The organism is Larkinella bovis, from assembly GCF_042655385.1.
Taxonomy (GTDB): Bacteria; Bacteroidota; Bacteroidia; order Cytophagales; family Spirosomataceae; genus Larkinella; species Larkinella bovis.
Genome location: NZ_JBHSMA010000002.1, coordinates 36,635 through 51,422, shown reverse-complemented (window position 1 = coordinate 51,422; position 14,788 = coordinate 36,635). Strand labels below are relative to the sequence as shown.

Sequence of the window (14,788 nt, the reverse complement as noted above, 5' to 3'; positions counted from 1 at the left end):
AGATCACTTAAATCGCATCAGCCGCAACGGGTTTCGTTTGCGGCTTTTGGTTTAATAGCCGGTTTTTGAGCCATCCATATCCCGCCATCAGTATAAGAACAATCCCCAGACTGCCCATCGCCTGAACGGCTCCCTTCTGTTGAACCAGCCATAAAACCGCTCCGTTCACAACGAGTTGCATCCCCGCATAGGCGGCCGAAACCCGCAAATGCGACCATTGCCAGCGGTGTACCAGCAATTGAAACAAATGCAGTTTGTGGGGCCGGAAAATGTTTTCGCGCAGCCAGAGCCGGTGCAGGATAGTCAGTCCGCTGTCGACTCCGTAGACCGCCAGCAGCAACCCGTAGGTCAGCGTACCGCTCTTCAGCAGTAACCCGGCCAGCAGAAACAGGATGATAAAACCGGCGGATATACTGCCTACATCACCAGCAAAACAGCGTGCCTTCCGACGCGCATTGAAGAACGTAAACACCAACAGGCTAATGACGAAAAAAAACGCCCAAAGCGGCTCGGTAAAAGGTTCGACCAACTGGTTGATATACAACAACGTACTTCCCGCAACGAGGCTATAGAAAGCGGTGATCCCGTTGATGCCATCCATAAAATTATAGGCATTCAGAATACCGCAGGCCCCAATCACCAGCCCGGGTATCCACCAGAGCCCGACGACTTGCTCCAGTTGAAGTTCCCTAAAAAGCAGTCCGATACTGAGTAGCTGCACCAAAAACCGGTACCGCCGGGGCAACGAAAACCGGTCGTCCAGGAAACTGATGAGGGCCACCAGGGTGAGTCCCGCGAAGAAAAAAGGCCGGACAAACCCCTGATACACAAACGCCAGACAGGCCGCCAGCCAGAAAACAATCCCCCCCCCGCGCACCGTTGGCCGAGTGTGCGAGCTGCGTTCATTGGGTTGGTCAATAATCCGAAACCGGATGGCCAGGCGAATATAGAGTACTTCGGCCCCAAACAGCAAACCAAATGTCATCAGGTACAGGATTCCGCTCATAGGGAGGAAGGAGGGCTAAGGGTATCGTAAAGGTGAATCAATTTCTTTTGTTCCGTGGCCCAGTTATAGGCGGTTTCGGTGGCCTGCTGCCCTTTTCTACCCATTTGTTCGGCTTCCTGCGGATGGTTGATCAGGTAACGAAGGTGTTCAGCGAGCGCGAGCGGATCGGTCGGATCGATGCAATAACCGCAATGGTAGGTATCGATCACATCGCGGTACAGGTCAAAATCCGCGGTGATAACGGGCAGGCCCAGCGCCATGTATTCGAACATTTTGGTAGTATACGATTCCGGATAATCGCCGATCGGTTTTAACAGCGCCAGCCCGGCCACGGCTTTGGCCGCAACCGGAAACGCTTCTGTATGACTCGTATAGCCGTAAAAAATCAGGTTTTCTTTCACGTGTCGGTAAGCCGGAACCCTCCGCAAATCGCCTTCCGTAAACAGGCGTCGGCCAAACAGGTGCATTTTAAAATCCGGATAACCAATTTTCAGGATTGCCAGCCCTTCCAGCAGCGTATCGATAGCCCGCTCGAAGCTAAGCCAGCCAATGTAGAAAAACTCAACCGGGTCCGACGGTTTTCGGTACGGGCGGCAGTAGGGTGCCACAAAAGGTAATGAAGGATAATTATAAATAACCGTATACGGTTTTGCCAGATTCGTATACGTGGACAAATAACCGTGTTCCGTGAACACGAGCGAAAAATGCCGTTGGGCCAACTGGTCGAAAAACCGGAAGAGGCCGCCTAAAAGCCAACCGCCGTTCTGTTTTTTAAGGTGAAGCTTTTTGTACAGATTTTCCTGCACTTCGTACACCACGGCCGATCCCAGCCATTGATAGAGAAAAGCAAACGGCAGAAATTCCGGCGAATAAACGTGCACAATGGCAGGACGAAGCCAGATGGTCTTACAGAAAATGAAGGTCCCGGTAATCACAAGCCGGTAAAAAACCTGCCTGAAATAAGGCAATCGAATAAAATGTACCTGCGGAACCACCGTGGCATCGGCCCCCGGAATGGCACAATAGACCTCGTACCGCTCCGTTAGGGCCGGGCAATATTTATAGACAATCCGCGGATCGTAAGGGGGGTGGGCCGTGGTAATGTGTAAAACCCGTAATCGTTTCATGAAAATCGGTTTTTATAACAGCCGGACGCACAGCTTACTCAAAAAAGGACACGACCGGTTTAGGATCCCAACCCAACTGCTGCCGGGCGCGCAGGTCGGAAAACGTCAGGGACTGGGTGAGCTTGGCCAATGCCATCGAATCCAGCGGAAACCGGCGTCCGACGATCGCATTGATGCCATCGCCAACCGTGGCTACCGCCCGGGCCGCAAACAGGGGAACGGACGGCAAGCGTCGGCGCCCCACCTGGCGCGCAATGGCGTCTTCCAGTTCCCGGACCGACGGATGAACCCCATCGGTCAGGTTATAAATACCGGGATAGTGGGCGGCTTTCGGAATAATGCGGGCTACATCATCGGCCAGTACCATGCTCCGGCGACAGGAACCATCGCCAATTCGAACGTAACGCCCCCGCCGGATCGCCTGAATCAGCGCGGCCAGATTGCCCCTGGGGTTTTCGGCAACGACCAGCGGTAACCGGAGAATCGTCGTTTTCACGCCGGTTTTCGCGCCCCATTCCTGTACAACCGCTTCCGCCCGGATTTTGCTTTGCCCGTATACATCGGTGGCCCGCAAGGGGGTATTTTCGTCCAGAACCTCCCCTGCCGAACAACCGTAGGTCAGAATGGTACTCATGTGCACGAACGCATGGGGCAACGCAGCCGACTGTTCCAGCGCCGTCAGTAACCGCTTCAGCCCCTGCACATTGACCTGCTCATAGTCTGCCGCATCCCCGGCTGTTCGCGGAACGGAGTGGGCTTTCCCGGCGGCATTGACTACGCAATCGAAGCGGTAAGGCGACAGATCCGGTGTTTCGACGGCCAGGTTACAGGCAATATGCCCCGGCCCTACGCCCTGCCGGCTGAGTGACGTTACCAGATCGGTTTTGCTGAGCACCCGGTAGAGCCGCTGCCCCAGAAAACCGGATGCGCCTGTTAATAATACGCTCATTGGGATAACACGAGAGAAGGATTTTCGGTCTCGCTCCGTTTTTCAGCCGTTTGCAGAACGGTTTTGGCCAGCTCCCGCATAATGGTTTTCCGTTGAAACTGCTCCCGAAACTCGTCACGACTGCGGTAGACCGGCGTTTGCGCCCTGAGCTGCTCCACCATCGAATCGACATCGCCCGGATTGAATACCAGACAGTTATCGACGTATTTGAGCAGGAACGAGCGGGCATACCCGGCAACGCCCGCGACGATGGGTTTGCTGGTTGCTCCGTATTCGAATAATTTAGACGGCAAAACGCGTTTAAATGCCTCCAGATCATTCAGGTGAACAAACAAGTAATCGGCACGCTGGTATAACGCAATCAGCTCGTTCCGGCTTACCGGATTCCGAACCTCCACGTTGAAAACCACTTCTGTTTTCATGGCCTCCAGCAGCTTGCTCATGGCACCACCGTCTCCCACGACAATAAACCGGTAGGCATTTCCCAACCGTCGGGCGGCCTGCGGAATAATTTTGTGTAAGCCTTGCCCCTCTCCAATATTGCCGGCATACACCAAAGTCAAGGGCTGCGATGGGTCCCGGTTCGTATGCGCGGGCTGTGCCAGGAAGGCATCATCGATTCCGTTGGTGTGATACGTATAGTGCGCCTGCTTATACGAATCAAAATAGTTGCGAAATCCTTCCGAAACCAAATTGATATGACGGGCGTACCCGAAGGTATAGGTTTCAATCCCACGCAACACGAAATCCAGCCCCCAACGCCCAACCGGATTCTTGAGGATCTCCAGAATGGTTTCCCGAAAAAGGTCACGAATGTCCAGCGACAGCGGAATCCGCCGGGAACGGGCGACCCGCGCACCCAGAAAAGCCGTGAACAGACGGGACGATGAGGCAAAAACCAGATCGTACCGATTCCGTCGGACCTGCCGCAGCGCCTTGTAATAATACGCCACGAATGATCGGGCCTGATCCACGAAACCGCTGGTGTGGGTGGGAATGGCGACGCGATCAATGGTGATCCGGCAACCGCTTTCCGTTCTTTTTTCTTCGTGAAAAAGTGCCTGAACCTGAAACGTTTTGTACCGGTTGGGCTGCGTCGTCACCACGTGAATGTGATCGCCGGCTGACAACTGAGCGGCCAGCGCTTCGACCAGCGGTGTATTCCGAAAGGACCCGGCGCATAAGTCCGGCTCGAAATAAAAGCTAAAGTATAAGATATTCATTCTACGACCGTTAGGCACCATTCCAACAACTCTAAAAAGGCAATTTCGATGCAGGGAGCCACCTGAAGCTGATTAAATGCCACGGCATACTCATAGGTCCCGACTGTTACTTGCCCTATTGAGACGTTCAGGAACCTGATTTGTAACGGTCCGGCCATGAGTTCTTTCCCGGCGATGGAAATCCGCACCGATGGATGAAAATGCAGCCGGGCAACGCCCCGGACCTTACCGGGTCCCAGGAGTCGGTCGGTTATTCGGATCGTGCCGGCGTCGATCAGGTCCCAGCTCCGTTCGTGCGTACAGCCGAATCGGGCGTAGCCATTGTGTTGCGCCCGCAGAGAAGTGGCCGAATCCTGCACCAGCGTAACCGTCGCCCGTCGCGCAACCCGAAAACCGCCCCAGACTTCCGACGAATCGGTTTCACCGACCTGCACGGTATTATGGGCCGCCGTACTCCGTTCCCACTGCCGCCGGGCGTTGGCTTCGTAGGTCGAGGTACCTGCATCGACAATCACCGGTTTGCCACGAACCTGCAACTCAAAACTAAACGTATCGGCATGCGCATGGCCGGGCTGGTGCCCAGGGCCAACCGCCCCCACATCGGCCAGCAATTCAAGGGTCTGCGTTTTAAGCAGCCGATAACCGCTGTCCGATAACACGGCTTTTTCGGAAGAAATACCCAGAAGACGGGCTTTGGCACCCAGCTCGCTGGCAGAAGGAGCGATTCCTTGGGCCGCATCATTGACCAGTGGCATATTGCCGTTGCTAAAGGTAACCGCTTCGAGCCAGCCCAGCATCCGCCTAGCCTGGTGCAGCAGCACCGACTCCAAAACCGGATCCTGGTACCCGTCAGGCTGACGGAGGACACAACAGACATCCAGCAGTCGATCGAGCAGAATCTGGTGATACATGGTGCTGCGCTCGTAATGACCGCCATCGGCCAGTACCTGCTCCCGCAGTTGTTCCAGCAGCAGCGCCGACGCCTTCCGGTACAGAACCCGGTCCTGAAAAAAGATAGCCGCCAGCACCAGAGCAAATGCGTTTTCCAGTAAATGGTTGCCCCCCAGATGATACTCCAGACGGTTTTCCAGTAAGTTTACCTGCGCGCGCAGATGGGCCTGGATGTCTGTTACCTGGAGGTCATGGAACGAAAGAAAGCGAATCCAGTTGATGATGCGAAGCGAGGTCGGATACGGTTCCAGGCCGTCATTCAGTTGCCCGGTTTTATCAATAAACTGCCGGATCAAATCGAGTCCCTGATCGCGATCCAAACCGGGCTGAATCAGAAAATCAAAATAATTCAGATTGTAGGCCCACAGCCGCCCTTCGCCCGCATAATTCCAGTCAATGGCGCCCGGAAAGGAAACCGCCTTATTGAGAAAAGTGAAGGTACGGCCCTGCACACTGACCGGCTTGTCGGGCGGAGGAAAATGCAACCGACGCACCCCGGTTTTAGGCAGTCGGCCGATAGACAAGGATGGTTTGGGGCGGAACCGGTTGATAAGCTGATAGAGTATCTGCTGTGGCCGCAGGTACCGAACCGTATTCCAATACAACCACCCGCGTTTCATACCGCAGCCGGATAGTTTGAACGTTCCGATACGCCAACGGGCACTTCCACCCACCCTTTTTCGCGGAGACTGCGCAAAGCCGCCAGCGTTGTCCGGCTGGTAGTAACGATCTCGTCGAACGGAATCAACGGCAGTCCTCCGGTTCGGACCTGCTCCACCAGGCGTTGAAACTGCATCCGGTGGCCTTTATCCTGCCGGGTTTTTAGGCTCGAAAAACCTTTGAAACCGTAACCTTTCAACGAGCGGAAGTTGTCCAGAATGAGCGTTCGTTCCTGCGAAAACACTTCCACCCGTTCCTTGGCATACGCCTTGCTACCATTCGCAAAATAATTGATTACGCCCGTCGAGCCATTTTCGTACTGCAACAACAATGTCGCTGAGTCCGACACTTCCGTAGTCCGGCGTCCCATGCCGTTCATGCAAACCGCCACCAAGCGGCTGCCCGTCAGGAAAGAAATCAGATCGACATAATGACAGGCTTCGCCCAGAATACGGCCACCGCCCACCCGTCGATCGTGGACCCACGAATGGGCCGGTATGAACCCCGCATTCATCGTGGCCACGACATTCATCGGTACCGTTGCCGACTCGCCCAGCAGCGCTTTCATTTTCTGCGAGTGGGGTGAAAACCGCCGATTAAATCCAACCAGCACGGTTTTGTCGGTTTGCTGGTAGGTGTCGATAAGCTCGTCAAGTTCATCTTCGTAAATCGCCAGCGGTTTTTCCACAAAAACGTGCTTACCCGCCCGCAGAGCCTCCATCGTCATCCGGGCATGCTGGTGATGGCGGGTGGTAATAACGATGAGATTGATGGCCGGATCGTTCAAAATTTCCCGGTAATCGGTCGTACTGCTGGCGATGCCGTATTTTTTTGCCAGCAACAGGGCGTTCAGCCCGTTGGCGCTGGCGATGGATTTCAACCGGGCATCCGTCGTTTTCAGCGACGGGAGAATCATGGCGCTGGTAAAATTTCCGGCACCGATTAATCCAATGACCGTCCCGGTTTTTGTTGCCTCATAGGTACTCGTCCGCAACGGCACGACCGACCGGGTAGACACCTCATCCGGGTAGCGCAGCAACGATGCGACGGCACGTGAGTGCGAAATGGATCCGTAAATACTGTGAAAGGCCTCAAACGGGACCACTTCCGTAATCAGGGGCTGCACATCCAACTGGCCGGAGGCCAGCAGTTGCAGGATGGTGGTAAAATTCCGGTTTTCGGTCCAGCGCACAAAGGGGAGTGGATAATCATGTCCCTGTTGCTCGTACGAGTCGTCGTAGCGTCCCGGCCCGTAGGAGCAGGACACCTGGAAGCTCAGTTCTTTCTCGTAAAACTCCGCCCGGCTCAGGTTCAAACCGATCACGCCCACCAAAATAATCCGGCCCCGTTTACGGCTCATCCGGGCCGCCTGCGAAATCAGTTCGTCGGTTTTGGCCGAGGCCGTGATCACCACTCCATCGGCCCCAACGCCGTCCGTCAGGGATAGAACGGCTTTCACCGGATCGGAGCCGCCCGCGGGATGGAGGGCGATGATCCCCTTCTGCCGGGCGAGTTCCAGTTTTCGTTCGTCCACATCCAGTCCGATCACCCGGCACCCGTTGAGCCGGAGCAATTCCGCCGTTAGTAACCCAATCAGGCCCAGCCCCACCACCACAACGGTTTCGCCCAGCGTCGGATTTAACAACCGAATACCTTGCAGGCCAATCGATCCAATGACGGTAAAAGCGGCCTGTTCATTGGTCACCCCATCCGGAATGAGGGCCACCAGATTACGCGGAACACAAACCACTTCGGCATGGTGGCCGTTGGACGCCACCCGGTCGCCGATGGCCAGATCGGTAATGTCCTCCCCCACCGCTATCACCTCGCCAACGTTGCAATAGCCCATCGGCAGCGGTTGATCCAGTTTGTTAAAAACCGCTTCCAGCGTCGGCACCAGCCCATCTGTCCGGATTTTTTCCAGCACCTGTTTCACTTTGTCGGGTTGTTGCCGGGCTTTGGCAATCAGGCTGGCGCGGCCAAACTCAACGAGCATGCGCTCGGTTCCGAGCGATACCAGGCTCATCCGGGTTCGGATCAGAACCTGTCCCCGCCGAACCTGGGGCGTGGGGACTTCTTCCAGCAGGGTTTCGCCGGTTTTCAGGTTTTGTATAAGTTGCCTCATGACATAATAACGTGTTAATCAACGAACTGACGGAACCAGGATTCCATCGCCATCAGCCCCCAGATCGTGTAGGAGGCATCAATTTTGCCCCGCTGGTTGTTCTCCATCAAATTCCGGACAGCTACCGGGTCGAAAATTTCGCGCTGCCGCAGACTTTCTTCGGATAAGTAATGGCTCGTCATACCGGCCAATTGCCCGCTCAGGATCCAGTCGCGCAGCGGTGTGCCAAAACCGGATTTGGATCGGTAGATAACCGAATGAGGAAGATACCGTTCTGCCAGCTTACGAAGGAGGTATTTAGTCGTGGTCCCGCGCATCTTGAGCGACGGCGGCAGTCGCGCGCTAAATTCGACCAGTTCTTTATCCAGAAACGGAACCCGCACCTCTACCCCCACCGCCATGCTGAGCTTATCGGTATAGTTCAGATTATGATCCGGCAGAAAATAGTTAAGCTCCCAAAAAAGCATCTGATTTAACAGACTGATTTCCTTCGGAATACGCGCCAATGCTTGCAGCAATTGCTGGTTGGGTTGGTAGGTTTGGAGCGAATCCCTGATGGGGGGTTGAAATAACTTCCGGTTTATCGCGACGGGAAGCCAGGCAAAATAATCGGCCATTCTTTCGGAAGACGACTGTCCTAAACCGCTGGTTATTTTCCGGATACGTCGCGTCAGAGGGCGGTTGCTGTGACCCGCCCCAAACGTTCGTTGCAGAAACTGACCCACCCCGGCCGGAATCCGGCTTAACATCGGCTCCATGGCCAGCGCCTGATGGCGACGATAACCGGAAAATAAATCATCACCCGCTGCTCCACTCAAAAGTACAGTATGCCCATTCTTTCTCGCCGTACGGCAAATATTCAGCACGTGAATCGGAGCGGTATCAGCCTGAGGTTCATCGAGGTAATAAATCATCTGGTCGAAATCACGGACTACGGCCGCTTCGGCTTCAACCCCGATCAACTCTACCTTCAGATGGCTAGCCGCTTGTCGGGCATACCGTAAATCGTCGGCAAAATTATCGAACTGAAGTCCACCGCCGGCTGTCTGGATCGTGTAGCACGTCAACCGTTCGTGGGGTCGCGCCCGCTTTGCCATAGCCACCACGATGCTGGAGTCCAGGCCACCCGACAGAAAAAAACCCAACGGTACATCCGATTGCAACTGCCTTTTTACAGCCTGAAATAGGCGCTCATCCAGTTCATTCAGTAAATCGACTTCCGAAAGCGGGCTGTAGATACCGTCAAACGGCAGCTCATAATACCGCTCAAGCTGAATCGTTTCCGGCCTATCAATCTGAATCCGCAGCAAATGCCCCGGCAGTAACTTACAGACGTGCCGAAAGGGCGTTTGGGAACCCGGTGAATACAGAAAATGCAGATAATTGGCCAGAGCCTCGTAATCGAGAGCCTTATCGACCCCCGGATAGTTAGCCATTGCTTTTAGCTCGGAGCTAAACAAAAACTGGCCTTTGTGGTGGTAATAGTAAAGCGGTTTGACACCAAACGGATCGCGAGCCAGCGTCAGCTCGTGCAGGTGGGTGTCGTAAATAGCACAGGCAAATATTCCATTAAGTTTATTGAAAACCGCTGGCCCGTAAGCCGCAAAACCGTACAGCAGCGTTTCAGTATCCGAGGTTGATCGGAATGTATACCGATCTTTGAGCGCATTTCTCAGTTCAAGGTGGTTATAAATTTCACCGTTAAAGACGATCACGAAACGACGATCGGCCGAGAACATCGGCTGATGCCCGTTTGGCGAAAGATCCAGAATTGCCAGACGGGTATGGCCCAATGCCAGTTTATCAGTCGCATAAACTCCTCGGTCATCCGGCCCCCGGTGGTGAAGAAGAGTTGTACAGTAATCGACATACTCCTTTGGGTTATCCGCTATAAGCCCTACGATACCGCACATGATTTATCTCTTCAATTTATAATTCAGTAACTATGTACTTAACGTCTCTCATATTCATCTGAATAAATCCAGACCTTAACACTATTCATTCTTAAGTTATTGATACAAAAAATCAATAAATTCATTGACCTTATTCTGGATTATCAACTCAGACGCCGGGTTTTTCTGCATCAATAACTTTCGAACGGCGGCCGCAATATCGGCTGGATCATAGGGATCAAACTCGACCGTAGGTTTAACCACATATTTTAGAAAAGGCCGCTGGCTAACCGCAATTGGATTACCCATTAGCTGAGCTTCTACCAAGCCTAACCCCAGGGTTTCGTTCAGGGAGGGGAACACGCAAAAAGAGCTACTATATGTATGATCAAGCAATTTTTCATAAGATATATTTCCCAGATTATTTACCCGGACCCCTTCCTGCTGAAGCGCTTGTAAATAAGTCTTCAGTCTGGTGGTGGTGAACGGCGACTGGGGCGAAATGGTCAACAACAACGTGGGGTAAAGCCCATCTTTCGCCAACAAACGCCAGGCATTCAATAGATTAATGTGGTTTTTATGGGATTCAGAACTACTTGCGTATAAAAATGTCTGGGACTGTTTCCGGATTCCGGTTCGTTCGTACCCCCCCTTCGCAGCCACAATTTTTTCTTCATTAAAAAACGGAAATATTTTTACTTTATCAGCCGGGATGTTAAATGATTCAACAAAACCGTCTTTTACGAGTGGCGTTTGGACCACAAACTCCGTTGAGTTATTCAAATAAAACCGCATATACATGCGCCGGGCTATCGATCGGACCCTATCCGGAAAAGTGTGATTCGTCTGGTCATGATCTCGAAGAATATGCAGGTTATGAAAGTACGTTATGGTGCGAATATTCGTCTTAAAGGGTGGCGGAAAATTCCCAAAACAGAGCAACCTTTTCGCCTGAAGACTATCAATATATTTCTTCAGAAAGGTCTTCCTTTTAAAGTTAGGACTAATGGCTTCTACGACCAGGTCCGGCGGCACATCAACCGGCGTACCCGGCTTTTTAATCAGGAAGAACTCATATCCTTTCGCCTGTATTTTATCTACGAGATATTGAAGTAATACGACTCCTCCTCCAGACACGTTCGATGCATCAATTATTAACATAGTGTAAGGGTTAAAACAATCAAGGAAACGAAGCTGCCTTTCCCTGAAAAAAATCAGTCATTATCGTATTAATTTTCCATTTTTACTTCAGGCATGCGGCTTCGGTTTCGCTCACCAATTTGTTTATAAAGCAGGTCGTATTCCTGAGCGATCTGGTTTCGTGTGAACCGCCGGGCGTTTTCAAAACCACGCTGAATGAGCTGTTCCCGGTAAGTGTCATCCTCACAAATCCGCAGAACCCCTTCCCGGATGGACTGAACATCAAACGGATCGATCAGGCACGCTCCCGCACCGGCCACCTCGCGCATGGGCGACAAGTTGGAAGTCAGAACTGGGCGTCCGATGGCATTCCCTTCAATAATCGGCATTCCAAAACCCTCATAGGTCGATACAAACGCCACCAAATCGCAGTCCTGGTATTTACGGATTATGTCCGCCTGACTAAGCCGCTGGCTTTGCGTGTACACAATGTTATTCGTCCGCAACGCATCACGCGCTTCATCGGTTAATTCGGCCACGATATCCAGTCGGCAGCGAACTCCTTTCAGGGCCGCAATCAGTCGGAGCAGGTTTTTATGGGGTGGGGTTCCGATGTGTAGAATAATAGGGTCGACGGTATTAAACGGCTGAGGAGCCGGTTTAAGCACGGGATCGTAAAAGCAGGGAACCACGACAATCTTGGAAGCCAGACGGCGGCCAATAAACTGAACAAGATCCTCCTTCGATTTTTCGGAAATGGCCGTAACAATACCCGCCTTCCAAATCGGCCAGAAATAATACAACAGCCAAAAGAAGGCAAAGCGGAAATACTGGCGATCGGCCCAGGTGCGTACCAGAATGATACTGTCCAAAATCGTTAAAACCGTGCGGTCAGATGGCGTTGCCAGGGCCAGGTAATTGTTGTCGCCGGTTATGTGGTAAACATCCGACGAAACGCCACGAGCCTGCTTTAGATTCTCGTAAATAGACCGCAGCGATGAACTGACATACCGCATTTTCACCGCCGTAATCCGGTACATCGATTGCAAGCGCATTTCTTCCATCAAACCGGAAAAAATCCCTTCAATACTAAAGCCGGTTTTTTCATTCCGGAATAAATACGTAATCTTCATTTAATAAGACGATAGTTTTTATTTTTCTAAATGCTTATTCGTAATAAACCCGCCATTTTATAGAAGAAAAAAGCAAACAAAACCGATTGAACCAAACTCCCCCAGGTTGTATACAGGTCCGTCTCAAAAGTCAGGCTACGGGCAAAAAAGCTCGGCAACCAAAGCACCAGCGTAGGGATATATTCCGCTTTTTTCAGTACCCAGTGAAAACAACAATTAAACAGGAGGCCAAAGAAAAAAATGTAGATAATTCCGCCCCAATAACCAAAATTGACGTAGCCTTCGCCCAGCGGAGTAATGTTGATACTATTATTTTTAAAAATGGGAAGATTGGTAAACCGGCGAATGGTTTCTTCTCCGCCCGTAATCGGTTTATTGTTCCAGAAAAGCCGGGGAATAAACGGATAGGTCAGCGCCAGCAACACCTCTCCGTTGGCAAACGGCTCATTCAAGGGCACATGCACCATGGCACTTCCCATAGTAATGCCCTGGTTAAACCGTGTAAATGAATTATACAGTGGCGCTATTTCAACGAGTTTCGCTGGATTTTGCAGGCGTTCAGCAACCAACTCAACCATTAAACCGGCATCACCCTCTCGCTCATCCCGCGTATTGCCCCAGGTATTGAGACGGTATTCAAACTTAATGGATTGTAGCACAAGCAAAGCCCCAAAACCAAAGACCACTAAGCCAAGTTTAAAGCCTGAACGAAAGACCCAATCGTTCCCCATCGCGACCATCAGAACCCAGAGAAGCACCCAGAAGACCAGTTCACCGAACATTCCTTGCCGCACAGTTTGCAGCAATAAGGCTCCAACGGCTATCAAAATCGCCAGATTTCGGCCCCGACTCCTGGAATAATAGGTGTACAGCACGCCGATATTGGCACAATTTGCCACCACAACAAACAACGCTTTTACGGAATCCGGCGCCACTATCTGAGCGATATGGCCCGTCAGACCAATACCGATCAGGCCAATCCCAACGTTTCCTTTATCTTTCAAATACGCCTTTGCCCGGTCTATATATGCCTGATGCGGCACGGTGGATCGGGCGAATGGAACATGTAAACCCAGCCAAAACAGGATGGCACCGGACAGCGCAAAACTCAGGTAGAGGTCGGAATCCAGGGGCATGGATGCCGGAAAAACCGCATACGCAACGCAGGGAATCAACAGGATCTCTAAACAGGCAATAAAGACCCAGATTTCCAGAATTGCGATGCGTCGGCCCAGTGTATGCAAGCATTGATAAAAGGTAATGGCCGAAAAACTAACGGATGCGCTTTCCAGAGCGGTCATAGGGCTGCCTAGATAAAGTAGAACTGCTAGTAAAACGCCTGAAAATACCCATATAATTCTTTGCATACTGAAGGCTTATTTTTTTAGAAATAGGTATAGAACGATACAAAACTGGATCATAAAACACAAAATTGTAGCCATTGCCGCACCGATAATTCCAAAATATGGAATAAAAAACCAGCCAAAAACTAGATTTAAAAAGGCGCCGATGACGTTGTGAAACAGGATCAATTTTGTGTATCCGTATACGTAAAACTTCACTTCCAAAAGGTGAATGCCCGTCAAAAAGAGGTAGCCGCCTGCGATCATTGGGGCAATCAGAAAAGCAGGGCGGTATTGCTCGGATAAGAGTACACTCCCGAACCAATCATGCAACACGAAAAAGACGAAACAAGCCGTTGCGGCCAGCAATCCGTAGATTTTCAAATACGCTATTACGGTTTTATTCACGGAGGAGGCTGCTTTCTGCTGGCTCCGGGCCTGAAAAACAAGGGGTGTCAATTGGGCCGTAAACGGAGCGGCCAGCAATAGCATCCGTGACCCGACACTGTACCCCGTTGAATAATAGCCCACTTCGGCCTTCGTCAGAAAATAGCCAATCAGATAACGGTCGGCATAATTGACTATCCAGTTGAAAAAAGCCAGCCCGAGCAGGGGAGCACTATAGCGAATCAGGTTGCGCAGATAGGGATAGGCTTCGCCTTCTTTTCCGGAAGATGGATTTGCCCGCCAGACCCGTCGGGCGGTCCACAGGGCCAGCCCGGCCAGCAGGAGATTCAGAATGGCCAGGTTTATCCATAATCCCGTTGCATTTCGCTGTCCGGCCTGCACGACAAGAACCCAAAACAGCAGCACGTTACCCATTGCATACAGCACCTGCAACAACGCAAAGAAGCGATGTCGGGCGGTCAGGTTCAGGTAATCATTCGACAAAGCGTAAAGGCCCTGTCCGATAACTGCGGGTATCAATAAAATAACCGTATGATTCTGGGTAAACCAGCCCCACCCGCTCCCTACCACCACGATGAGCAGATACAAACCACCCAATACCTGACTATAAAACCGTAGGGTATGCTGCGGATTGGCAACTGCCAGCGTTGATTTGAATGATTGAATACAAGGCGCAATAAATGTCGTATGCACCAGCGTCATGACGGCAAACAGCAATGAATAAGTACCAAACTCATCGGGCGGAATATACAGTGCGGTTAGTTTTCCGTACGCTAGTCCCGCCAGCGCCACAATAACCTGGACGCTCAGCAGAACGCCTAACATGCGGTT

The 14,788-nt window shown here is 52.0% G+C and carries 11 protein-coding genes; all 11 read right to left on the bottom strand.

The features are described 5' to 3' along the window. Window positions 1-7: 7 nt before the first annotated feature. The 11 genes from ACFPMF_RS07575 to ACFPMF_RS07525 all read right to left on the bottom strand — a co-directional run bounded on the left by ACFPMF_RS07575 (window position 8) and on the right by ACFPMF_RS07525 (window position 14,782). Complete coding sequence (locus tag ACFPMF_RS07575; protein WP_379842799.1) at window positions 8-1,006, bottom strand: MraY family glycosyltransferase; 999 nt, start codon at window positions 1,004-1,006, stop codon at window positions 8-10. After that, a complete protein-coding gene (locus ACFPMF_RS07570) occupies window positions 1,003-2,133 on the bottom strand; it encodes a glycosyltransferase (protein WP_379842798.1) in 1,131 nt (376 codons plus the stop codon). The genes ACFPMF_RS07575 and ACFPMF_RS07570 overlap by 4 nt, the downstream gene beginning before the upstream one ends. Before the next feature lie 34 nt (window positions 2,134-2,167). Then, window positions 2,168-3,082, bottom strand: coding sequence for an NAD-dependent epimerase/dehydratase family protein (locus ACFPMF_RS07565; RefSeq protein WP_379842797.1), 915 nt, complete (start codon window positions 3,080-3,082; stop codon window positions 2,168-2,170). Then, window positions 3,079-4,305, bottom strand: coding sequence for a glycosyltransferase family 4 protein (locus tag ACFPMF_RS07560; RefSeq protein ID WP_379842796.1), 1,227 nt, complete (start codon window positions 4,303-4,305; stop codon window positions 3,079-3,081). The genes ACFPMF_RS07565 and ACFPMF_RS07560 overlap by 4 nt, the downstream gene beginning before the upstream one ends. Next, on the bottom strand, window positions 4,302-5,876 hold the full coding sequence (locus tag ACFPMF_RS07555; protein ID WP_379842795.1) for a heparinase II/III family protein: 1,575 nt from the start codon (window positions 5,874-5,876) through the stop codon (window positions 4,302-4,304). Before ACFPMF_RS07555 ends, ACFPMF_RS07560 begins: the two co-directional genes overlap by 4 nt. Then, entirely contained in the window at window positions 5,873-8,041 is a 2,169-nt protein-coding gene (locus tag ACFPMF_RS07550; protein ID WP_379842794.1) for a bi-domain-containing oxidoreductase, read from the bottom strand. Before ACFPMF_RS07550 ends, ACFPMF_RS07555 begins: the two co-directional genes overlap by 4 nt. Window positions 8,042-8,055: 14 nt before the next feature. Further along, on the bottom strand, window positions 8,056-9,954 hold the full coding sequence (gene asnB, locus ACFPMF_RS07545) for an asparagine synthase (glutamine-hydrolyzing) (RefSeq protein WP_379842793.1): 1,899 nt from the start codon (window positions 9,952-9,954) through the stop codon (window positions 8,056-8,058). 96 nt (window positions 9,955-10,050) lie between these two features. Next, a complete protein-coding gene (locus ACFPMF_RS07540; RefSeq protein ID WP_379842792.1) occupies window positions 10,051-11,094 on the bottom strand; it encodes a glycosyltransferase in 1,044 nt (347 codons plus the stop codon). Window positions 11,095-11,162: 68 nt separating this feature from the next. Further along, window positions 11,163-12,206 carry a glycosyltransferase family 4 protein gene (locus ACFPMF_RS07535; protein WP_379842791.1) on the bottom strand — a complete coding sequence of 348 codons (1,044 nt, stop codon included), beginning with the start codon at window positions 12,204-12,206 and terminating at the stop codon, window positions 11,163-11,165. A 26-nt stretch (window positions 12,207-12,232) separates the two neighbouring features. Continuing rightward, window positions 12,233-13,507: a hypothetical protein gene (locus tag ACFPMF_RS07530; protein WP_379842790.1), complete on the bottom strand. Its 1,275-nt coding sequence runs from the start codon at window positions 13,505-13,507 to the stop codon at window positions 12,233-12,235. Window positions 13,508-13,582: 75 nt separating this feature from the next. Further along, on the bottom strand, window positions 13,583-14,782 hold the full coding sequence (locus ACFPMF_RS07525) for a lipopolysaccharide biosynthesis protein (RefSeq protein ID WP_379842789.1): 1,200 nt from the start codon (window positions 14,780-14,782) through the stop codon (window positions 13,583-13,585). Window positions 14,783-14,788: the final 6 nt, after the last annotated feature.